Source organism: Deinococcus sp. AJ005, assembly GCF_009017495.1.
Classification (GTDB): domain Bacteria; phylum Deinococcota; class Deinococci; order Deinococcales; family Deinococcaceae; genus Deinococcus.
This window is the reverse complement of sequence record NZ_CP044990.1, coordinates 1877079-1895913: the sequence shown is the minus strand read 5'-3', so window position 1 is coordinate 1895913 and position 18835 is coordinate 1877079. Positions and strand designations below refer to the sequence as shown.

Sequence of the window (18835 nt, the reverse complement as noted above, 5' to 3'; positions counted from 1 at the left end):
CGCTGTCAGGCATGGGCCGAACGGCTTACGGGGTTTCCATCCCCCGGTCCTCCGCGTCCTACACTGACCCGCATGTCCACCCCCGCCATGTCCACTCCTGAAGTGCTGCGCGAGATGTTGCGCGAGGTGCTGTATGGCCCGGACGGCGGGCCGCTGGCCGTGGGCCTGTTCAGCGTGGGTGAAGCGGGACTGCTGCGGACCGTTCACGCCTTTACGCAGGCCCAGGTCATGGCTCCCGCCGCCCCTGGGCGCCCCACGCCCGCGCAGATCACCGTGCATCTGCGGCAGTCACTGGAACTGGCCGCCGCTCAACTGGCCGATCCCTACGCCCTCTTGCCGGACGAGGCCGACGCCTGGACTGTGCGTTTTGCCAGTCCGCAGGCGTGGCGGCTGGAACTCGTTACCCTGGCCCGCGCTGGTCAGCACTTCTACGAGACGCTGTACCTCCCCCTCTCGCCAGATGGTCTGAGAATTGCCTTCGGGGCCGTCACGCACGCCGCATATCACACCGGGGCGCTGAGGTTTCATCTGGCGAATCTGAGGGCTGGTGCGGGTGGGTAGGTCGTCATGAGCAACCTGCCCCGCCAATTGCTGCGGATCATCTTCGCGGCGCTGGGCGGCATCACGGCCACCACCACACTGGTCTGGCTGGCGACACGCGACAAACGTCGGCCCGTGTGGACCCTGGTTCTGACTCTGCTGGCGACGCTGGCGGGCATCGTCCTGACCGTGAGTCTGGTCTGGTACGCCGCCGGGCCAGGAGACCGTAAAACGAGGCCTGCCATGCGAGTTCTGATTTTTTCCGCCGTCTTCGGGGTGATCCTCACGCTTTTGCTGGCCCGTCTGTTGATTGGTCCTGCCGTGGAGGCATTGCCTGACGCGCAGGTGTTTTTACGGGCCTACGTGGCAGTGCTGGCGGCTTCACTGGCTGTGACGGCAGGGTTCGCGCTGATCGGGGCGCTGAGTGCCGGGGCGCTGCCACTAACGAAGATGGGTGTGCCCTTCCGCGCTAGACCGTACCGCGTGGGCGTGGCGCTGGCGGTGGCTGGGGGCGTACTGATGGTCCCGGCGCTGCTGATTCTGGTGGGCACGGCAGTGTATCAACAGGGAGCGCTGGGCGGAAATCTGCACCTCAGTGTGCTTCTTGGTGTGGTGGCCGCGCTGTACGGGCTGCTGGCGGGTCTGGTGCTGGGCCTGCTGACCGTGCGCGTGGGGCAGGTGTGGCAGCCCGCGCTGGCTGGATTGCTGGGAGCCGGGCTGGGCGGCGTGGTCTGCGGCCTGCTGTTTCCGCTGCTGGGCGTGTCAGGCGTGATCCGCAGCGGCTGGGGCTTCGTGCTGATCGTGATGGTGCTGGTGACCGTGATCCATCTGTCCTGGGGTCTGGGCGTGCGCCGCGCCATGACCCGCATCGTGGAGCTGGGCGAGAAGCGAACAGGCCACCCGTTGCAGGTGGCCAGCCGCGTGCAGGTCAATGTCGTTGCCACCCTTTCGCTGGCGGTGCTGGCCTCGGTGCTGGGACTGACCCGCACGCTGGGCGAATTCGTGACCTCCCGCCCAGTCAACCCGGCCCCCCTGCGCGTCACACAGCCGGCCAACCGCAGCGCCATGTCGGCCTGCTCCGAACCCACCAATGCGCTGGAACGCGTGGTCTGGCAGGTGACTACCCAGGACAACCGCCCGGACCTGTCCTGCCAGAACGAGGTCTATCCCCTGATCCGTATGCCCGGCCCCAGCTCAGCGGGAATGCCCGGCGAGGTGGTGGCCCCGGTGGACCTCGCCGCCGAGAAAGCGCTGGAAAGTCAGGACCCGGCGGCGGCCAGCGGGTTTGATGACGTGGCGGCGCTGGTCCTGAGTGCCCGGCGTGAGGTGATGTTCACCACCATGCAGTGGCAGGAGGGAACCCTGAACCCCGGTCAGACGCTGGCAAGAGCGTTGGCTGGGCTGTATGCGCGGGTCCGGGCCGATCCCGCCGCCTACCCAGACGGTATGGACGTGCGCCTGACGCTGGGCAATTTCCCGGTGGTGTCCACCTTTGAGTGGGGGGCCGAGATCTGGGGGGCGCTGCGCGATCTCAAGTCGGCGGGCGTGCCGCTGGATGACCCGGCGCACGGCTGGCGGATGCGGCTGGGCAATTACGTGGGAACCTTTCCGCACAGCCACGTCAAGCTGCTGGTCATTGACGGCGAACTGCTGATGGGTGCGGGCTTCAACTATGGCTTTGGGCATTTCCCACGCAACCATCCATCGGGTAAGGGCGACAACCTGTTTGATCTGGCCCTCGTCACGCGTGGCCCGGTGGCCCAAGACGGCGTGACCGTTTTTGAAGACCTGTGGATCCGCAGCAAGGTGGTGGAATGCGACGCCGAGCCAGACCCTGCCAACCCGCAGCAGGGCTGCCGCCTGGGGGCGCGTGGCGTCCGGGGCGGACCGCCCGAGGTTCGCGACGCCTACCCGGCGGGAACGCAGCGCGTCTTCAGCCTGTACCGCCGCGAGGGCTTTACCGAGGCCGATCAGGCGGTGGTGGCCGTGCTGGGGGCTGCCAGAAGCCGCGTTGATCTGCTCCAGGTCAACTTCAGCATGGACGTGAGCTGCATCGTGGCCCTGCTGAACCCGGCGCTATGTACCGAGCGGGACCGCCTGCCGTACATGACGGCCCTGCTGGACGCCCTGGAACGTGGGGTCAGGGTCCATCTGATGACTGATGAGGGCGGTCTGGGCGGGATTGAAAACCGCATCGCCCTGGCCTATCTGGGCCGCGAAATGAGCAAGCGTGGCATCCCCGCCGCCCGTTTTCAGGCCCGCTGGTTTCCCACGCCGCTGCACGCCAAGGCCATTCTGGTAGACGGCGAGATGCTCGTGGTCGGCAGTATGAACATGCACTATTCGTCTTGGACACAAGGGCCGCTGGGTTTGGCCGAATATGACCTCGCCACCACCGCGCCATCCGTGGTCAGCGAGTTTGCCGGGATTTACAGCGACTACTGGCCGCAATCCGAAAAAGTCGTGTTGCCGCCCTTCCTGACCGAAACGGGTGTGGGACAACGTTGAATTGTGGGCGCTAAACTGCCGCTGTTTTGACCCTTCCCAATTCAGGCCCCATGCCCAGTCTCCTGTGGGATCTGGACGGCACCCTGCTGGACACGTATCCCGCCATTGACGGCGCGTTGCAGGACGCTCTGGCGAGGCTGGGACATTCCACCGAACTGGCCGCCATTGTTCCGCTGACGCGTGTCACGCTGGGCCACGCCATTCAGACGCTGGCGGCCCGGCTGGGTCTGGAAGAGGACACGCTGTGGCAGGCGTATGGACAGGCCGAGGTCCGGCGGAGCGGTCAATTTGCCCCGCCCATGCCGTATGCGCGTGAGGTCATGGTAGGGGTTCGGGCGCGCGGTGCGCTGAATCTGGTGGTCACGCACCGGGACCGCGAAGGGGCCATCGCCCGTTTGCAGACGGCGGGGCTGTGGCCGCTGGTGGACGATCTGGTCAGCGTCAGCGACGGCTACCCTCGCAAGCCCGATCCGGGGATGTTTCTGGCGGCGATGTACCGATACGCGCTGAAACCTGCCGACTGTCTCGCTGTGGGTGACCGTGAACTGGACATTCGTGCGGCCCACGCTGCCGGACTACGGGCCGCCCTTCTGCTCACGCCCGGCGCGAATCTGGCGGTGGAAGCGGAATTCATTCTCGCTGACCTGAATGCCCTGCTGGACGTGCTGAACGCTGGCCCAGGCGCATAAGCAAACGCCCCAGCCTTATCGACTGGGACGCTGTTGCTGCTGCATTTCTGGCGAAGAGGGTGGGATTCGAACCCACGGTACAGTTGCCCGTACTTCAGTTTTCGAGACTGACCCATTCAACCGCTCTGGCACCTCTCCGCGCCGACTTGAAACGATGGGCAAGCGGGAGTGTAGCACGCCCTGAGCGGGCGGGGTAGAGGCCAACAGGTGAGACTTTTTGAATGCGCTGGAGTCCTGTTCTTTCCCTCTATAAATCCGCACAGAAGGCCATCTGTACAGCAAGCTGAGAACCTGTCTCTTTTGTGGAGGTGATGGGGTCTGGCGAAATGGACGTCTGTCGCCCTTGCGTCTCCATCCCTGTGGGCGTATCATGCCAAGGTTGAAAACTGCCCCGGTCCAGGGTTGCACCGCGAGGAGTTTTTCGGCATGCCGCTCCGGCAAGTGACCCACTGGCTGATGCTGACAGCCGTAAAAGTCCGTCAGGAACGCGTGATCATCTCAAAGCTGGAACTGTCAACCCGTCGCCCGGCCCCGTACGCGTGGGCTGGCCCCACCTTCCAAGAACGCTTCGTCAATCTTTGGAACACCGAACACGAGGAGTGATTCACCCTGCCTACCACCCAGCAACTGATCCGCAAGGGGCGTGCCACGCTCCAGAAGAAAAGCAAGGTTCCGGCCCTGAAGGGAAGCCCCTTCCGCCGTGGCGTTTGCACCGTCGTCAAGACCACCACGCCCAAGAAGCCCAACTCGGCGCTGCGCAAGATCGCGCGTGTGCGTCTGTCCAGCGGCTTTGAAGTCACTGCGTATATCCCTGGCGAAGGCCACAACCTTCAGGAACACAGCGTCGTGCTGATTCGCGGCGGACGCGTCAAGGACTTGCCCGGCGTGCGTTACCACATCGTGCGCGGCAGCCTCGACACCCAGGGCGTCAAGGACCGCAACAAGAGCCGCTCCAAGTACGGCACCAAAAAGCCCAAGGCGGCCAAGAAGTAAAGTCCCTGCTTTTCTCTTCACAGAGATGGGCAGGACAGTCGGCACGCCACCTTGCGGCAAGAACACCCATGTTCGCCGGAGGTCAGGCCAATGAATCAAGCGAAACGCGCTTAAATTAAATACAGCGCACCACAACAGTCCCCAAGGAGTTCAACATGGCACGTCGCCGCAGAGCAGAAGTGCGTCCCCTCCAGCCCGATCTGGTTTATCAGGACGTACTGGTCAGCGCCACCATCAACCGCATCATGGAAGACGGCAAGAAGAACCTGGCCAGCCGTATTTTCTACGGAGCTATGAAAGTCGTCCAGGAGCGCACCGGTCAGGAGTCCCTCAAGATCTTCAAGCAGGCCATGGACAACATCAAGCCGCGCGTGGAAGTCCGCAGCCGCCGCGTCGGGGGCAGCACCTATCAGGTGCCCGTGGAAGTCAGCGTGCGCCGTCAGCAGAGCCTGACCCTGCGCTGGATGATGTCCGCCGTGGACAGCCGTCCCGAGCGCACTGCCATCGAGCGTCTGGCCGGCGAGATCATGGACGCCGCGCAGGGCCGTGGCGGCTCGATCAAGAAGAAAGACGATATCGAGCGTATGGCGGAAGCCAACCGCGCCTACGCGCACTACCGCTGGTAAACGTTTTTTCCGCCCAGAAGCGTTGAACTGGACGGTGGGATTCCCTGCCGTCCAGTTCAGGTGAGGGGCGCACACTGTCGGGCGCATCTATCTGCTGCCTGGCTCAACCCACTCGGGAGGCGAGACACGCTTCCCCTCTCAATCAGGGAGTCTAATGACCACCAAAGCCACCAATTACCTGACCAATTTCCGCAACATCGGGATTGCCGCGCACATCGATGCGGGCAAGACCACCACCACCGAGCGCATCCTGTTCTTCACCGGGCGCAACCGCAGCATCGGCGAGGTGCATGACGGCGCGGCCACCATGGACTGGATGGAGCAGGAGCGCGAGCGCGGTATCACGATTACCGCCGCCGCCACCACCGCCAAGTGGACTCGTTCCGGCACCGATCAGGAATACGTCGTCAACATCATCGACACCCCCGGTCACGTGGACTTCACCATTGAAGTCGAGCGGTCTATGCGCGTGCTGGACGGCGCAGTGGCCGTGTTCGACTCCAGCCAGGGCGTCGAGCCGCAGAGCGAGACCGTGTGGCGTCAGGCGGACCGTTACGGCGTGCCGCGCATCGCGTTCTCCAACAAGATGGACAAGACCGGCGCAAGCTTCGAGCTGGTGCTGAACGACATCCGCGAACGCCTCGGCGCGATTCCTGCACCCATCCAGTACCCGATGGGCGAGGAAGCCGACTTCAAGGGCATCATCGACGTCGTGAGAATGCAGACCCACACCTTCGCTAACGATCTGGGCACCGATATCGTGGTGGGCGAGATCGGCGACATCCCCGAGAAGTTTGTGGGCAAGGTGGCCGAAATGCGCGCCATGATGATTGAGGCCGCCGCCGAAGTCGACGAAGACGTAATGATGAAGTTCCTGGAGGGCGAGGACCCCACCGTGGAGGAACTGATCCGTGCGCTGCGCAAGGGCACCATCGCGCAGAAGATCTTCCCGGTGCTGTGCGGTAGTGCGCTGAAGAACAAGGGCGTCCAGCTTCTCCTCGACGCCGTGATCGATTACCTGCCCAACCCGCTGGAAGTTCCGGCTATCGTCGGTAAGGTGGAAGACAGCGAGGAAACCGTCACCTTCCCCCCTGATCCCGAGGGCAAGCTGGCCGCGCTGGCATTCAAGATCATGGCCGATCCCTACGTGGGCCGCCTGACCTTCGTGCGCATCTACTCGGGCACCATGCAGTCTGGCAGCTACATCATGAACGCCTCCAAGGACAAGCGCGAGCGCGTGGGCCGTCTGCTGAAGATGCACGCCAATAGCCGTGAGGAAGTCACCGAGTTGAAGGCCGGGGAACTGGGCGCTGTGATCGGCCTGCGCGATTCCGGCACGGGCAACACCCTGATCGGGGACGGCGACGACACCGTGCTGTTGGAAAGCATCGACATCCCGGAACCCGTGATCAAGCTGGCCATCGAACCCAAAACCAAGGCCGATCAGGAAAAGATGGGCGTCGGTCTCCAGAAGCTGGCGGAAGAAGATCCCACTTTCCGCGTGGAATCTGATCAGGAAAGCGGTCAGACCACCATCGCGGGCATGGGCGAGTTGCACCTGGAAATTCTGGTGGACCGTCTGAGGCGCGAGTATAAGGTGGAAGCCAACGTGGGCGCGCCCCAGGTGGCCTACCGCGAGACCATCACCAAGGCCACAGACGTGGAAGGCAAGTTCGTTCGTCAGTCGGGTGGACGTGGACAGTTCGGGCACGTCAAGATCCGCGCCGAGCCTCTGGAACCCGGTTCCGGCTTCGTGTTCGAGAACGCCGTGGTGGGCGGCACCATCCCCCGCGAGTACATCAACCCGGCCCAGAAGGGCATCGAGGAAGCCATGCAGAGCGGTCCCATGCTGGGCTTCCCGGTGGTGGACATGAAGGTCACCATCTACGACGGGTCCTACCATGATGTGGATTCCTCGGAAATGGCGTTCAAGATCGCCGGATCGATGGCCCTCAAGGAAGCCGTCCAGAAGGGCGCTCCCGCGATTCTGGAACCCGTGATGCGCGTTGAAGTCACCGTGCCTGACGACTTCATGGGCGACATCATTGGCGACCTCAACAGCCGCCGGGGTCAGATTCAGGGCATGGAGGCGCGCGGCAACGCCCAGCTCGTCAAGGCGTTCGTGCCGCTGAGCGAGATGTTCGGCTACGCCACCGAAATGCGCTCAATGACGCAGGGCCGCGCCAGCTACAGCATGTTCTTCGATCACTACACCCAGGTGCCGGCCAACATCGCCCAGGGGCTGATGAAGAAGTAAACCAGATTTGAGAGGGAAAGGCCCGCCGTGACTGGCGGGCTTTTTCTTTTGTCCCCATTGGCGATGTGGGCCTTGGGGAGCAAGCGCGGTACTCTGAGAAGTGATGACCGCCCCCACCTCTCCCGAACAAAAACAACTTGGCCCCCGCCCCCCGCGCCTGCTGTTCCTGACGTTGCCCCTTCTGATCGGCGTCTTTTACAATGCGATTTCACTGCTGACCCTGCCTTTCTCCGGCCCAACGCTGACCGATATGCTGGCCCGCCTGAACCAGCAGTCTTCCACTTCAGGACTGCCGCCCATCCAGCTTGCGCCCGATCAACTTCAGTGGGTGTTGTGGCTGTCTTTCGCCATCACGGCGATTCTGATCCTGTGGCTGTATTACACGCGCCGCGCCCTGCTGGAAGGCCGGAGCTGGGGCCGCGTTTCGGCCATCGTGATCGGTGTGTTTACCCTGCTGATCTTTCCCATTGGCACCGTACTGGGCATCTTCATGCTGATTGGCGCGTTCGATAAGAACGTGGTGGCTTACGCCCGGCACTGATCTGGTGTCCGGCTGAATATAAATAGCCGAACCAGCTTCGGCTTTTCGCCTTGCAGGGATACGTTTTTGGAATCATCTCCCAGCAGGGCCTGAAAGTGGCGGTCAGGCAGGATTCATATTTCTTCATCAGACTTGCCATGATCCCCAGTTTCCTGTATCCTTCTTCTTCGGTGCGTCTGGATTCCAGCGCAACGTGCCAGCACGGCGGGACACTGCCCTGGCGAGAATCAACCCAATGTGGGTCACACCATCAGAACCCTGCGGTATGCGCGGGGGACGCCCGATCAAAGGGGCGGTTTTGCGTGTAAATCCACCACTTGGAGGGAGTAGAGAACATGGCAAAAGGCACTTTTTCGCGCAGCAAGCCGCACGTGAACATCGGCACCATCGGTCACGTCGATCACGGCAAGACCACCCTGACCGCCGCCATCACCTTCACGGCAGCCGCGATGGACCCCACCATCGAAACGATGGACTACAGCCAGATCGACAAGGCCCCCGAAGAAAAGGCCCGTGGCATCACCATCAACACCTCCCACGTCGAGTACCAGACCGCCACCCGCCACTACAGCCACGTCGACTGCCCCGGCCACGCCGACTACATCAAGAACATGATCACCGGCGCAGCGCAGATGGACGGCGCGATCCTGGTCGTCAGCTCCGCTGACGGCCCCATGCCCCAGACCCGCGAACACATCCTGCTGGGCCGCCAGGTGGGCATCCCCTACATGGTTGTCTTCATGAACAAGGTGGACATGGTCGACGACGAAGAGTTGCTCGAACTCGTGGAAATGGAAGTCCGTGAACTCCTGAGCAAGTACGAGTTCCCCGGCGACGATCTGCCCGTGGTCAAGGGCAGCGCCCTCCAGGCACTGGAAGTTCTCCAGAAGAACCCCAAGACCCCCCGTGGTGAAGACAAGTGGGTCGACGGCATCTGGGAACTTCTGGACGCCGTGGACAGCTACATCCCCACCCCCGAGCGCGACACCGACAAGGCGTTCCTGATGCCCGTCGAAGACGTCTTCACCATCACCGGACGCGGCACCGTCGCCACCGGACGTATCGAGCGCGGCATCGTCAAGATCCAGGATGAAGTCGAGATCGTGGGTCTGCGCGACACCAAGAAGACCACCGTGACCGGCGTGGAAATGCACCGCAAGCTGTTGGATTCCGGCATGGCCGGCGACAACGTGGGCGTGTTGCTGCGCGGCGTCGCTCGCGACGACGTGGAGCGCGGCCAGGTGCTCTCGAAGCCCGGCAGCATCAAGCCCCACACCAAGTTCGAAGCCAGCACCTACGTGCTGTCCAAGGACGAGGGTGGACGCCACAGCGCGTTCTTCGGCGGCTACCGTCCCCAGTTCTACTTCCGCACCACGGACGTGACCGGTGTGGTGGAACTGCCCGAAGGCGTGGAAATGGTCATGCCCGGCGACAACATCACCTTCATCGTGGAACTGATCAAGCCGATCGCCATGGAAGAAGGACTGCGCTTCGCCATCCGTGAAGGTGGCCGCACCGTCGGCGCAGGCGTCGTCACGAAGGTTCTGGAGTAATAGCAATGGTTGCCCCGAAGATTCGTATCAAACTGCGTGGTTTCGACCACAAGGCGCTGGACCAGTCCGCGAGCAAGATCGTGGACACCGTCCGGCGCACCGGGGCGGACGTGAGCGGCCCAGTGCCGCTCCCCACCCGCATCCGCCGCTTCTGCGTGCTGCGCTCGCCCTTTGTGAACAAGGACAGCCGCGAACACTTTGAAATCCGCACCCACAACCGTCTGGTGGACATCATGAACCCCACCAAGAAGACCATCGACTCCTTGATGACCCTGGACCTGCCTACTGGCGTGGACATTGAAATCAAGACGGTGGGAGGCCGCGCGTGAAGGGCCTGCTGGGAACCAAAATCGGCATGACCCAGATCTGGAAGGGCGACAAGGCCGTTCCGGTGACCGTGGTGCTGGCTGGCCCCTGCCCCGTCGTGCAGCGCAAGACCGCGCAGAGCGATGGCTACGAGGCCGTGCAGATCGGCTTTGCCCCCAAGGCGGAGCGCAAGGTCAACCGCCCCGCGATGGGTCACTTCAAGAAGGCCGGGGTGTCCCCTGTGCGCTTCCTGCGTGAATTCCGTGACTTTGCTCCCGAAGGCGACACCGTGAACGTGGATATTTTCGCTGAGGGTGAGAAGATCGACGCGACCGGCACCAGCAAGGGCAAGGGTTTTCAGGGCGTCATTAAGCGCTGGCACTTTGCCGGCGGCCCTGGTAGCCACGGCACCAAGAAGTGGCACCGTCGTCCCGGCTCCATCGGCCAGCGCAAGACGCCAGGCCGCGTGTACAAGGGCAAGAAGATGGCCGGACACATGGGTACGGACCGCGTGACCGTCCAGAACCTGGAAGTGGTGGAAGTGCGCGCCAGCGAGAACATCATCCTGGTCAAGGGTGCGATTCCCGGAGCAAATGGTGGCCTCGTGATCCTGCGCGGAGCCGTGAAGATGCGCACCGCCAAGGGAGGCAAGTAAGCATGGCGCAGATTAACGTCATCGGACAGAACGGTGGTCGTCAGATCAGCCTGGACCTGCCTGAAGCCAACAAGCACATCCTGCATGAAGTGGTCACTTGGCAGCTCGCCAGCCGCCGCCGTGGTACGGCCAGCACCAAGACTCGCGCGCAGGTGAGTGCCACCGGCAAGAAAATGTACGGCCAGAAAGGCACCGGTAACGCCCGTCACGGCAACCGCACTGTTCCCACCTTCGTGGGCGGCGGCGTGGCTTTTGGTCCCAAACCCCGCAACTACGGCTACACCCTGCCCCGCAAGGTGCGTCAGCTCGGCCTGGCGATGGCCCTCTCGGACCGTCAGCAGGAAAATATGCTGACTGCCGTGGATGGCTTCGGTCTGGACGGCAAGACCAAGGGCTTCATCGCCTGGGCTGCCGACAACGGCATGAACGGCAGCGAGAGTGTGCTGCTGGTAACCGACGACGCCGTGGTCCGTCAGGCCGCGCGCAACGTTCCGTGGGTCACGGTTCTGGCTGTCGCGGGCCTCAATGCCTACGACATCCTGCGCCATGACCGTCTGGTGATCGACGCGGTGGCCCTGGAGCCTGCGCACGACGAGCAGACTGAAGAAGAGGGTGCTGCATGAGCTACTACGACATCATCCACCAGCCGGTGGTCAGCGAGAAGGCTTACGCGGGCATGGAGCGCGGCGTCTACTCGTTCTGGGTCAGCCCCAAGGCCACCAAGACCGAGATCAAGAGCGCCATCCAGCGCGCCTTCGACGTGTCTGTGGTGGGCATCAGCACCATGAACGTGCGCGGTAAGCAAAAGCGCGTCGGCAAGTTCATGGGCACCCGCAACGACCGCAAGAAGGCGGTTGTCCGTCTCGCCGAGGGTCAGCGCATCGAGCAACTCGAAGGCCAGGCCTAAGGAGAGATTGAACATGGCCGTTAAAAAGTACCGTCCGTATACCCCGTCGCGCCGTCAAATGACGACCGCCGACTTCAGCGGACTGACCAAGAAGCGCCCGGAAAAGGCACTCACCGAGGGCATCTCCAAGTCCGGTGGGCGCAACAACCGGGGCCGCATCACCAGCCGCTTCATCGGCGGCGGGCACAAGCGTCTGTACCGCATCATCGACTTCAAGCGCCGCGACAAGTCCGGTGTGGTGGCCAAGGTCGCCGCGATTGAATACGATCCCAACCGTAGCGCCCGCATCGCCCTGCTGCACTACGCAGACGGCGAGAAGCGTTACATCCTGGCCCCCGAAGGTCTGAAGGTAGGCGCGACCGTCAACGCTGGTCCTGAAGCCGAACCCAAGCTGGGTCACGCCTTGCCGCTGCGCTTCGTGCCAGTCGGCGCGGTGGTGCATAGCGTGGAACTGGTTCCCGGCAAGGGCGCACAGATGGCCCGCAGTGCAGGAACGAGCATTCAGGTGCAGGGCAAGGAAAGCGACTACGTGATCCTGCGCCTGCCCAGCGGCGAACTTCGCCGCGTCCACAGCGAGTGCTACGCCACCATCGGCACCGTGGGCAACGCCGAACACAAGAACATCAACCTGGGTAAAGCCGGACGCAGCCGTTGGCTGGGCCGCAAGCCTCACCAGCGAGGCAGCGCCATGAACCCGGTGGATCACCCACACGGCGGTGGTGAAGGACGGACCGGCGCAGGCCGCGTGCCTGTCTCTCCCTGGGGCCAGCCCAGCAAGGGCCTGAAGACCCGCCGCAAGCGCAAGATTTCTGACCGCTTCATCATCACCCGCCGCGGCGGGAAGTAAGGAGGGCGAACTCTATGCCCCGTAGCCTCAAGAAAGGCCCGTTCGTGGACGATCACCTGCTGAAAAAGGTGGATGTCCAGAACGAGAAGAAAGACAAGCGTGTGATCAAGACGTGGTCGCGCCGCTCCACCGTGGTTCCCGAGATGATCGGCCACACCATCGCCGTGCATAACGGCAAGCAGCACATCCCGGTCTTCGTGAACGAGCAGATGATCGGCCACAAGCTCGGTGAGTTCTCGCCCACCCGCAGTTACCGTGGTCACGGCTCCGAGAAGAGCAGTAAGGGGAGCAAGAAGAAATGACCGCTGCTACCTCAAATGCTGCTCCCGAGCAGACCTACCGCAACAAGAAAGAGCGCAAGCAGCTCGTCAAGCTGCGCCGTCCCGGTTACGCCGTGGCCAAGTATGTCCGCATCAGCCCCCGCAAGGTGCGTCTGGTCGTCGACATCATCCGTGGCAAGAGCGTGCGTGACGCCGAGGACCTGCTGCGCTTCATCCCGCGTGCGGCTTCCGAACCCGTCAGCAAGGCCCTGAACAGCGCCAAGCACAACGCGCTGCACAACGACGAGATGCTCGAAGACCGTCTGGTGATCACGGCGGCCTACGTGGACGCAGGACCAACCCTCAAGCGGTTGATCCCCCGCGCACGCGGCAGCGCCAACATCATCAAGAAGCGCACCAGCCACATCACCATCATCGTGGGCGAGGCCGAAGCTGGAAACCGCGCGCTCGGAAACCGCGCTGGTGGAACTAAGGGGCGCAACTAATATGGGCAATAAAATCAACCCGAACGGCTTCCGCCTGGGCATTACCCGTGGCTGGAACAGCCGCTGGTATGCCGGGAAGAAGCAGTACGCCGGGCTTCTGCGTGAAGACGAGAAGATCCGCAAGCTGATCGATAAGAAGCTGTCTGCCGCTGGCATCGCCCGCGTGGAGATCGAGCGTGCTGGCCAGCAGGTCAACGTGATCATCTCCGCTGCCAAACCCGGCATCGTGATCGGCAAGGGCGGGGACAGCATTAAGGGCCTGCGCGGCGATATCGAGCGTATGGTTTCTGCGGGTACGGTGGCGGTCAACGTCGCCGAGATCCCCAACCCCAACATCAGTGCGCCCCTGGTGGCCCTGCGGATCGCTGAGCAGATTGAGCGCCGCTTTGCCTTCCGCCGCGCCATGAAGCAGGCCGCACAGCGCGTGATGGAATCCGGCGCACGCGGCGTCAAGATCGTGCTTTCGGGCCGTCTGGGTGGGGCCGAGCAGGCCCGCACCGAGAAGGTTCTGGAAGGTCGCGTGCCGCTGCACACCCTTCGCGCAGACATCGACTACGGCACCGCACTGGCCCGCACGAGCTACGGCATCCTGGGCATCAAGGTGTTGGTCTTCAACGGCGAAGTGATCGGTGGCCGTACCGAGACCCTGGCCCGTCCCAAGGGCCGCGACGACCGTCCCCGCCGCGAAGACGGTGACCGTCCCAACCGCCGCCGTCCTGCCGCAGGACGCCGCCGCCCCGGAGGTGAATGATGCTTCTTCCCAAGCGCACCAAGTACCGTAAGCAGCACCGTGGCCGGATGACCGGGGACACCAAGGGCGGCGACTACGTGGCCTTTGGCGACTACGGCCTGATCGCCACGGAACCCGCGTGGATCCGCAGCAACCAGATCGAAGCGTGCCGTATCGTGATGAGCCGTCACTTCCGCCGCGGCGGTAAGATCTACATCCGTATTTTCCCCGACAAGCCCGTCACCAAGAAGCCTGCCGAAACCCGAATGGGTAAAGGTAAGGGCGCGGTGGAATTCTGGGTCAGTGTCGTGAAGCCGGGCCGCGTGATGTTCGAGGTCTCCGGCGTGACCGAGGCCCAGGCCAAGGAAGCCTTCCGTCTGGCCGGTCACAAGCTGCCTATCCAGACCAAGATGGTCAAGCGCGAGGTTTACGATGAAGCCCAGTGAGATGCGCGAACTGGGGGCCGACAAGTTCGCCTCCGAGATCGAGTCCCGCAAGAAAGAACTGATGGAGTTGCGCTTTCAGGCCGCGATGGGAAATCTGGAAAAGCCCCACCGCGTCACGCAGCTCCGCCGCGAAGTGGCCCAGCTCAATACCATTCGGCATGAGCAGGCCCAGGCTGTCCAGAACGGGCAGGGAGAGCAGGCATGAAGAAGACCTTTACCGGCGTCGTCGTCAGTGACCGTGCCGACAAGACCGTCAGCGTCAAGGTGGAGCGCCGCTTCGCCCACCCGCTGTACGGCAAGGTCGTCACGCGCAGCAACAAGTACGCCGCGCACGACGAGACCAACGAATACAAGCTGGGTGACCGCGTCGAGATCATTGCGGTGCGCCCCATCAGCAAGACCAAGACTTGGAAGGTCACGCGTCTGATCGAGCGCCCGCGCGGCACCGAAACGACTGCCGTGGAAACCGAGCTGGCCGGGGGTGAGGCATGATTCAGACCCAATCCCGTCTGGACGTGGCCGACAACAGCGGCGCGCGCGAGATCATGTGCATCCGTGTGCTGAACTCCGGCATCGGCGGCAAGGGCCTGACCTCCGGCGGCGGCGGTAACAAGAAGTTCGCACACGTCGGTGACATCATCGTCGCTAGCGTCAAGGACTCTGCCCCGCGCGGCGCTGTCAAATCCGGCGACGTGGTCAAGGCCGTGATCGTCCGCACCGCGCACGCCGTCAAGCGTGCCGACGGCAGCACCATCCGCTTCGACAAGAACGCCGCCGTCATCATCAACAACCAGGGCGAGCCTCGCGGCACCCGCGTCTTCGGGCCAGTGGCCCGCGAGCTGCGTGACCGCCGCTTCATGAAGATCGTTTCCCTGGCCCCGGAGGTGTTGTAATGCCCCGTCCCAGCGCCGGAAGCCACCACAACGACAAGCTGCACGTCAAGAAGGGCGATACCGTCATCGTCCGCAACGGCAAGAACAAGGGCCAGACTGGCAAAGTTCTGCTGGCGCTCCCGCGTGACCAGAAGGTAGTTGTGGAAGGCATCAACATGGTCACCAAGAACGTCAAGCCGAGTGCGGGCAACCCCAACGGCGGCCAGGAACAGCGCGAGCTGGCCCTGCACGCCAGCAAGGTGTCTATCGTGGACCCCGAAACCGGGAAGGCCACGCGCGTTCGCCGCGCCATCGTGGACGGCAAGAAAGTCCGCGTGGCTGTCGCGAGCGGCAAGAACATCGACTGATTTCCAGGGTCACGCCACCGCGCGTGACCTGGGCGACCCGTCCGCCCGAAAGGTAGAAACATGCAACAGCTCAAGCAGAAATACAACGAAACGGTCAAGCCCGCGATGATGCAGCAGTTCGGCTACTCCTCTGTGATGGCCGTGCCCCGCATCGAAAAGATCGTGATCAACGAGGGTCTGGGCAGTGCCAAGGAAGACAGCAAGGCCATCGACAAGGCCGCCAAAGAGCTGAGCCTGATCGCGCTGCAAAAGCCCATCATCACCAAGGCCAAGAAGAGCATCTCCAACTTCAAACTGCGTCAGGGCATGCCCGTGGGCATCAAAGTCACGCTGCGCGGCGAGCGTATGTACGTGTTCCTGGAGAAGCTGGTCAACATCGGCCTGCCCCGCATCCGCGATTTCCGTGGGATCAACCCCAACGCCTTTGATGGCCGTGGCAATTACAACCTGGGCATCAAAGAGCAGTTGATCTTCCCCGAGATCACCTATGACATGGTAGACAAAGTTCGCGGCATGGACATCACCATCGTCACCTCCGCGAAGACCGACGAAGAAGCCCGCGCCTTGCTGCAAGGTCTGGGCCTGCCCTTCCGCAAGTAAGCGGGGGCAAAGGACGTTATGGCTAATACCTCTAAAGTTGTCAAGGCCGCGCGTGGCCACAAGTTCAAGGTGCAGGACTACAGCCGCTGCTCGCGCTGTGGCCGTGCCCGTAGCTACTACCGTTTCTTCGGCATGTGCCGCATCTGCATCCGCGAGATGGCGCACAAGGGTGAATTGCCCGGCGTGCGTAAAGCAAGCTGGTAAGCACATTCATCAAAATGAATCAAAAGAGACTCCCCGATTGGGGGGTTTTTTTAGCATTGGCTTGAGATTGTCAATCTGGCTTGAGCGCCTGAAGCCGCTGACGAATTCACCATCAGAGAGCGTTGCCTCTCACTTCCTGACCTGCTATACTCCTTCCTTGCCGCACCTGTGCGGTAATGTTCATGCTGTACCCCTCTGGATACGAACCGTCCAATTTTGAATGGTGATCGTCCAGTGGTGGCTTCCAACCCAACAGAAGGAAAGGCGGATTTTGACCGTCGAACGTTCCAACGGGGAGACCCGCAGTCCATATCATTTTGATGTGGGCCGCACCTGCCGGGGCAGTGGCCAGCGCCGCGCCTCTGGAGGAGACACATGCTGAGTGATCCTATCGCTGACATGCTCACGCGCATCCGCAATGCGACGCGCACATTCAAGGAGACCGTGGACATCCCGGCCTCCAAATTCAAGGAAGAACTGGCCAAGCTGCTGGTCAAGGAAGGCTACGTGGCTTCCTACGAGCGTCTGGTCCCGGAAGGCCAGAAGTTTGACGTGCTGCGCGTGACCCTCAAGTACGGTCAGAAGCGTGAGCAGGTCATCAAGCACATCGAGCGCATTTCGCGTCCGGGCCGCCGTGCCTACGTGAGCGCCGACAACCTGCCCCGCATTCAGCGCGGCCTGGGTGTGGCCGTGGTGTCCACCTCCCGTGGTCTGATGCCGGACCGCGAAGCCCGCAAGCAGGGCGTGGGCGGCGAAGTCGTCTGCGTTCTCTGGTAACGCCAGCTCCTTAACCCTGAGCTGCCCGCACAACTGTTCCAAGCAATTGGTCCAGGCAATTGGTAAGGGGCCGCCCCGAACCACAAACACCTGACCTCAGACTGAGATGACTGCAAGTCCGCTCAGCCCTGACTTAAGGCAAGGAGGACATTCATGTCCCGAATTGGTAAATCTCCCATCCCCATGCCCAGCGGCGTGACCTACAGCGCCGATGGCGGCGTGTTCAAGGTCAAGGGACCCAAAGGTGAACTCAGCGTTCCCTTCAATACCGAGCTGACCATCAAGCAGGACGGCGACTCCCTGCTGGTCGAGCGTCCCAGCGATGCCCAGCGTCACCGCGCGCTGCACGGCCTGACCCGCAGCCTGGTCTTCAACGCCGTCAAGGGCGTCAGCGACGGCTTCGTCATCAACCTGGAGCTGCGCGGCGTCGGTTACCGTGCCAAGCTGGCCGGGAAGGCGCTGGAGCTGACCATCGGTTACAGCCACCCCGTCGTGATCCAGCCGCCCGAAGGCGTGAGCTTCACCGTGCCGGAACCCACCAAGATCGACGTGAGCGGCATCGACAAGCAGCTCGTCGGCCAGGTGGCTGCCAACGTCCGCAAGGTCCGCAAGCCCGACGCCTACCACGGCAAGGGTGTGCGCTTCCTTGGTGAAAAGATTGCCCTGAAGGCCGGTAAAGCCGGCGCGACAGGCGGGAAAGGGAAGAAATAATGGCTGCTCAGAATACTGTCCGCCGCAAGCTGCGTGCGCGCCGCAAGGTTCGCGTCGCCGCCGGAGTGCGCCCACGCCTGAGCGTGTTCCGCTCCAGCAAGCACATCTACGCCCAGATCATCGACGATACAAACGGCACCACGCTGGCTGCCGCGAGCAGCGCCAAGCTGATGGGCGGCACCAAGTCCGAGAACGCCGCTGCCGTGGGCAAGGCCCTGGCCGAAGCTGCCGCCGAGAAGGGCGTCAAGCAGGTGGTGTTTGACCGTGGTCAGTACCGTTTCCACGGACGCGTGAAGGCGCTCGCAGACGCGGCGCGGGAGGGTGGCCTTGACTTTTAATCGTAGAAATGACCGCAACGCGGACCGCGAGAGCAGCGAATTCGAAGAAAAGATGCTCTTCGTCAACCGCACCTCCAAGACCTATCAGGGCGGACGCCGTTTCCGCTTTGCTGCTCTCGTGATCCTGGGTGACCGCAACGGTCGCGTGGGCATGGGGATCGGCAAGGCCAAGGAAGTGCCCGTGGCCATCGAGAAGGCCAAGAGCATCGCCAAGAAGAACATGATCATGGTTCCCGTGGAAAACGGCACCATTCCGCACGACATCGTGGGCGTCAACAGCACGTCTCAGGTTCTCCTGAAGCCCGCCGGACCCGGTACGGGCGTGATTGCCGGAACCGTGCCGCGCTCGATTGCTGAACTCGCGGGCATCACCAACCTGCTGTCCAAGGAAATTGGCAGCCGCAACAAGATCAACGTGGCCTACGCCGTGTTCGACGGTCTGCGTAACCTGCGCACCGCCAAGCAGGTGCGTGCGCTGCGTGGCACAGACGTTCTGCGTTCTGGCCAGCCAGCCCAAACCAGTGCTGCCCAGACCGCCCCTGCCCAGGCGGCCACCCCCCAGACCGGTGCGGCTGAAGCCGGAGGTGCGCAATAATGACCA

General features: G+C 62.8%; 28 protein-coding genes and 1 tRNA gene. 28 read left to right on the top strand and 1 reads right to left on the bottom strand.

Features of this window, described 5'->3' with window-relative positions; translation table 11 throughout:
• The first annotated feature begins 72 nt into the window (after positions 1 to 72).
• From DAAJ005_RS11020 to DAAJ005_RS11010, 3 genes are read left to right on the top strand one after another with little or no spacing between them, the layout of a single operon-like run.
• On the top strand, positions 73 to 561 hold the full coding sequence (locus tag DAAJ005_RS11020) for a hypothetical protein (RefSeq protein WP_151847145.1): 489 nt from the start codon (positions 73 to 75) through the stop codon (positions 559 to 561).
• 6 nt (positions 562 to 567) lie between these two features.
• The gene (locus DAAJ005_RS11015) at positions 568 to 3048 is read left to right on the top strand and encodes a phospholipase D-like domain-containing protein (RefSeq protein ID WP_151847144.1); all 2481 of its coding nucleotides are present in this window, start codon (positions 568 to 570) and stop codon (positions 3046 to 3048) included.
• 50 nt (positions 3049 to 3098) lie between these two features.
• The gene (locus tag DAAJ005_RS11010) at positions 3099 to 3737 is read left to right on the top strand and encodes an HAD-IA family hydrolase (protein WP_151847143.1); all 639 of its coding nucleotides are present in this window, start codon (positions 3099 to 3101) and stop codon (positions 3735 to 3737) included.
• Between the two features lie 48 nt (positions 3738 to 3785).
• Here the strand turns inward: DAAJ005_RS11010 and DAAJ005_RS11005 are convergent.
• Positions 3786 to 3875, bottom strand: a tRNA-Ser gene (locus DAAJ005_RS11005).
• Between the two features lie 288 nt (positions 3876 to 4163).
• Between DAAJ005_RS11005 and DAAJ005_RS18945 the strand changes: the two genes are divergently transcribed.
• The 25 genes from DAAJ005_RS18945 (at position 4164) to rpsE (ending at position 18829) form a co-directional block, all read left to right on the top strand.
• Entirely contained in the window at positions 4164 to 4340 is a 177-nt protein-coding gene (locus DAAJ005_RS18945) for a hypothetical protein (RefSeq protein WP_192930735.1), read from the top strand.
• 6 nt (positions 4341 to 4346) lie between these two features.
• On the top strand, positions 4347 to 4730 hold the full coding sequence (rpsL, locus tag DAAJ005_RS11000) for a 30S ribosomal protein S12 (RefSeq protein ID WP_151847142.1): 384 nt from the start codon (positions 4347 to 4349) through the stop codon (positions 4728 to 4730).
• A 155-nt stretch (positions 4731 to 4885) separates the two neighbouring features.
• Positions 4886 to 5356 (top strand): 30S ribosomal protein S7, encoded by a 471-nt coding sequence (rpsG, locus tag DAAJ005_RS10995; protein WP_029479390.1) that lies wholly within the window; start codon positions 4886 to 4888, stop codon positions 5354 to 5356.
• Positions 5357 to 5510: 154 nt separating this feature from the next.
• Positions 5511 to 7613: an elongation factor G gene (gene fusA, locus DAAJ005_RS10990; protein WP_151847141.1), complete on the top strand. Its 2103-nt coding sequence runs from the start codon at positions 5511 to 5513 to the stop codon at positions 7611 to 7613.
• A gap of 103 nt (positions 7614 to 7716) precedes the next feature.
• Entirely contained in the window at positions 7717 to 8154 is a 438-nt protein-coding gene (locus DAAJ005_RS10985) for a hypothetical protein (RefSeq protein WP_151847140.1), read from the top strand.
• A 335-nt stretch (positions 8155 to 8489) separates the two neighbouring features.
• A complete protein-coding gene (gene tuf / locus DAAJ005_RS10980) occupies positions 8490 to 9707 on the top strand; it encodes an elongation factor Tu (protein WP_151847139.1) in 1218 nt (405 codons plus the stop codon).
• A 5-nt stretch (positions 9708 to 9712) separates the two neighbouring features.
• Complete coding sequence (rpsJ, locus tag DAAJ005_RS10975) at positions 9713 to 10036, top strand: 30S ribosomal protein S10 (RefSeq protein WP_014685998.1); 324 nt, start codon at positions 9713 to 9715, stop codon at positions 10034 to 10036.
• A gap of 26 nt (positions 10037 to 10062) precedes the next feature.
• Positions 10063 to 10668: a 50S ribosomal protein L3 gene (gene rplC, locus DAAJ005_RS10970; protein ID WP_370519823.1), complete on the top strand. Its 606-nt coding sequence runs from the start codon at positions 10063 to 10065 to the stop codon at positions 10666 to 10668.
• 2 nt (positions 10669 to 10670) lie between these two features.
• Positions 10671 to 11291 carry a 50S ribosomal protein L4 gene (rplD, locus tag DAAJ005_RS10965; protein ID WP_075837072.1) on the top strand — a complete coding sequence of 207 codons (621 nt, stop codon included), beginning with the start codon at positions 10671 to 10673 and terminating at the stop codon, positions 11289 to 11291.
• Entirely contained in the window at positions 11288 to 11575 is a 288-nt protein-coding gene (locus DAAJ005_RS10960) for a 50S ribosomal protein L23 (RefSeq protein ID WP_075837071.1), read from the top strand. The genes rplD and DAAJ005_RS10960 overlap by 4 nt, the downstream gene beginning before the upstream one ends.
• 13 nt (positions 11576 to 11588) lie before the next feature.
• Positions 11589 to 12422: a 50S ribosomal protein L2 gene (rplB, locus tag DAAJ005_RS10955; protein WP_151847137.1), complete on the top strand. Its 834-nt coding sequence runs from the start codon at positions 11589 to 11591 to the stop codon at positions 12420 to 12422.
• Positions 12423 to 12436: 14 nt separating this feature from the next.
• Complete coding sequence (gene rpsS / locus DAAJ005_RS10950; protein WP_029483695.1) at positions 12437 to 12724, top strand: 30S ribosomal protein S19; 288 nt, start codon at positions 12437 to 12439, stop codon at positions 12722 to 12724.
• Positions 12721 to 13188, top strand: coding sequence for a 50S ribosomal protein L22 (gene rplV, locus DAAJ005_RS10945; RefSeq protein ID WP_151847136.1), 468 nt, complete (start codon positions 12721 to 12723; stop codon positions 13186 to 13188). The genes rpsS and rplV overlap by 4 nt, the downstream gene beginning before the upstream one ends.
• Before the next feature lies 1 nt (position 13189).
• Positions 13190 to 13939, top strand: a complete 750-nt coding sequence (gene rpsC / locus DAAJ005_RS10940) for a 30S ribosomal protein S3 (RefSeq protein ID WP_151847135.1) — start codon at positions 13190 to 13192, stop codon at positions 13937 to 13939.
• Positions 13939 to 14364: a 50S ribosomal protein L16 gene (gene rplP, locus DAAJ005_RS10935; RefSeq protein WP_029483698.1), complete on the top strand. Its 426-nt coding sequence runs from the start codon at positions 13939 to 13941 to the stop codon at positions 14362 to 14364. Before rpsC ends, rplP begins: the two co-directional genes overlap by 1 nt.
• A complete protein-coding gene (gene rpmC / locus DAAJ005_RS10930; RefSeq protein WP_151847134.1) occupies positions 14351 to 14569 on the top strand; it encodes a 50S ribosomal protein L29 in 219 nt (72 codons plus the stop codon). The genes rplP and rpmC overlap by 14 nt, the downstream gene beginning before the upstream one ends.
• On the top strand, positions 14566 to 14856 hold the full coding sequence (gene rpsQ / locus DAAJ005_RS10925; protein WP_075837065.1) for a 30S ribosomal protein S17: 291 nt from the start codon (positions 14566 to 14568) through the stop codon (positions 14854 to 14856). Before rpmC ends, rpsQ begins: the two co-directional genes overlap by 4 nt.
• On the top strand, positions 14853 to 15257 hold the full coding sequence (gene rplN, locus DAAJ005_RS10920; protein WP_029483701.1) for a 50S ribosomal protein L14: 405 nt from the start codon (positions 14853 to 14855) through the stop codon (positions 15255 to 15257). The genes rpsQ and rplN overlap by 4 nt, the downstream gene beginning before the upstream one ends.
• Positions 15257 to 15604, top strand: a complete 348-nt coding sequence (gene rplX, locus DAAJ005_RS10915) for a 50S ribosomal protein L24 (RefSeq protein ID WP_151847133.1) — start codon at positions 15257 to 15259, stop codon at positions 15602 to 15604. The genes rplN and rplX overlap by 1 nt, the downstream gene beginning before the upstream one ends.
• Before the next feature lie 60 nt (positions 15605 to 15664).
• Positions 15665 to 16204, top strand: coding sequence for a 50S ribosomal protein L5 (rplE, locus tag DAAJ005_RS10910; RefSeq protein WP_151847132.1), 540 nt, complete (start codon positions 15665 to 15667; stop codon positions 16202 to 16204).
• A gap of 18 nt (positions 16205 to 16222) precedes the next feature.
• Positions 16223 to 16408 (top strand): type Z 30S ribosomal protein S14, encoded by a 186-nt coding sequence (locus DAAJ005_RS10905; protein WP_029483704.1) that lies wholly within the window; start codon positions 16223 to 16225, stop codon positions 16406 to 16408.
• Between the two features lie 375 nt (positions 16409 to 16783).
• Positions 16784 to 17185 (top strand): 30S ribosomal protein S8, encoded by a 402-nt coding sequence (gene rpsH, locus DAAJ005_RS10900; protein ID WP_029483705.1) that lies wholly within the window; start codon positions 16784 to 16786, stop codon positions 17183 to 17185.
• Between the two features lie 153 nt (positions 17186 to 17338).
• Positions 17339 to 17896: a 50S ribosomal protein L6 gene (gene rplF, locus DAAJ005_RS10895; RefSeq protein ID WP_029483706.1), complete on the top strand. Its 558-nt coding sequence runs from the start codon at positions 17339 to 17341 to the stop codon at positions 17894 to 17896.
• Complete coding sequence (rplR, locus tag DAAJ005_RS10890) at positions 17896 to 18234, top strand: 50S ribosomal protein L18 (RefSeq protein WP_029483707.1); 339 nt, start codon at positions 17896 to 17898, stop codon at positions 18232 to 18234. Before rplF ends, rplR begins: the two co-directional genes overlap by 1 nt.
• Positions 18224 to 18829: a 30S ribosomal protein S5 gene (gene rpsE / locus DAAJ005_RS10885; RefSeq protein WP_151847131.1), complete on the top strand. Its 606-nt coding sequence runs from the start codon at positions 18224 to 18226 to the stop codon at positions 18827 to 18829. Before rplR ends, rpsE begins: the two co-directional genes overlap by 11 nt.
• The last annotated feature ends 6 nt before the right edge of the window (positions 18830 to 18835 follow it).

Bases quoted from the DNA above. Each gene is read 5' to 3' on its own strand.
- DAAJ005_RS11020 (WP_151847145.1), top strand. From the start codon at position 73: ATGTCCACCCCCGCCATGTCCACTCCTGAAGTGCTGCGCGAGATGTTG.
- DAAJ005_RS11015 (WP_151847144.1), top strand. From the start codon at position 568: ATGAGCAACCTGCCCCGCCAATTGCTGCGGATCATCTTCGCGGCGCTG.
- DAAJ005_RS11010 (WP_151847143.1), top strand. From the start codon at position 3,099: ATGCCCAGTCTCCTGTGGGATCTGGACGGCACCCTGCTGGACACGTAT.
- DAAJ005_RS18945 (WP_192930735.1), top strand. From the start codon at position 4,164: ATGCCGCTCCGGCAAGTGACCCACTGGCTGATGCTGACAGCCGTAAAA.
- rpsG (WP_029479390.1), top strand. From the start codon at position 4,886: ATGGCACGTCGCCGCAGAGCAGAAGTGCGTCCCCTCCAGCCCGATCTG.
- fusA (WP_151847141.1), top strand. From the start codon at position 5,511: ATGACCACCAAAGCCACCAATTACCTGACCAATTTCCGCAACATCGGG.
- DAAJ005_RS10985 (WP_151847140.1), top strand. From the start codon at position 7,717: ATGACCGCCCCCACCTCTCCCGAACAAAAACAACTTGGCCCCCGCCCC.
- tuf (WP_151847139.1), top strand. From the start codon at position 8,490: ATGGCAAAAGGCACTTTTTCGCGCAGCAAGCCGCACGTGAACATCGGC.
- rpsJ (WP_014685998.1), top strand. From the start codon at position 9,713: ATGGTTGCCCCGAAGATTCGTATCAAACTGCGTGGTTTCGACCACAAG.
- rplC (WP_370519823.1), top strand. From the start codon at position 10,063: ATGACCCAGATCTGGAAGGGCGACAAGGCCGTTCCGGTGACCGTGGTG.
- rplD (WP_075837072.1), top strand. From the start codon at position 10,671: ATGGCGCAGATTAACGTCATCGGACAGAACGGTGGTCGTCAGATCAGC.
- DAAJ005_RS10960 (WP_075837071.1), top strand. From the start codon at position 11,288: ATGAGCTACTACGACATCATCCACCAGCCGGTGGTCAGCGAGAAGGCT.
- rplB (WP_151847137.1), top strand. From the start codon at position 11,589: ATGGCCGTTAAAAAGTACCGTCCGTATACCCCGTCGCGCCGTCAAATG.
- rpsS (WP_029483695.1), top strand. From the start codon at position 12,437: ATGCCCCGTAGCCTCAAGAAAGGCCCGTTCGTGGACGATCACCTGCTG.
- rplV (WP_151847136.1), top strand. From the start codon at position 12,721: ATGACCGCTGCTACCTCAAATGCTGCTCCCGAGCAGACCTACCGCAAC.
- rpsC (WP_151847135.1), top strand. From the start codon at position 13,190: ATGGGCAATAAAATCAACCCGAACGGCTTCCGCCTGGGCATTACCCGT.
- rplP (WP_029483698.1), top strand. From the start codon at position 13,939: ATGCTTCTTCCCAAGCGCACCAAGTACCGTAAGCAGCACCGTGGCCGG.
- rpmC (WP_151847134.1), top strand. From the start codon at position 14,351: ATGAAGCCCAGTGAGATGCGCGAACTGGGGGCCGACAAGTTCGCCTCC.
- rpsQ (WP_075837065.1), top strand. From the start codon at position 14,566: ATGAAGAAGACCTTTACCGGCGTCGTCGTCAGTGACCGTGCCGACAAG.
- rplN (WP_029483701.1), top strand. From the start codon at position 14,853: ATGATTCAGACCCAATCCCGTCTGGACGTGGCCGACAACAGCGGCGCG.
- rplX (WP_151847133.1), top strand. From the start codon at position 15,257: ATGCCCCGTCCCAGCGCCGGAAGCCACCACAACGACAAGCTGCACGTC.
- rplE (WP_151847132.1), top strand. From the start codon at position 15,665: ATGCAACAGCTCAAGCAGAAATACAACGAAACGGTCAAGCCCGCGATG.
- DAAJ005_RS10905 (WP_029483704.1), top strand. From the start codon at position 16,223: ATGGCTAATACCTCTAAAGTTGTCAAGGCCGCGCGTGGCCACAAGTTC.
- rpsH (WP_029483705.1), top strand. From the start codon at position 16,784: ATGCTGAGTGATCCTATCGCTGACATGCTCACGCGCATCCGCAATGCG.
- rplF (WP_029483706.1), top strand. From the start codon at position 17,339: ATGTCCCGAATTGGTAAATCTCCCATCCCCATGCCCAGCGGCGTGACC.
- rplR (WP_029483707.1), top strand. From the start codon at position 17,896: ATGGCTGCTCAGAATACTGTCCGCCGCAAGCTGCGTGCGCGCCGCAAG.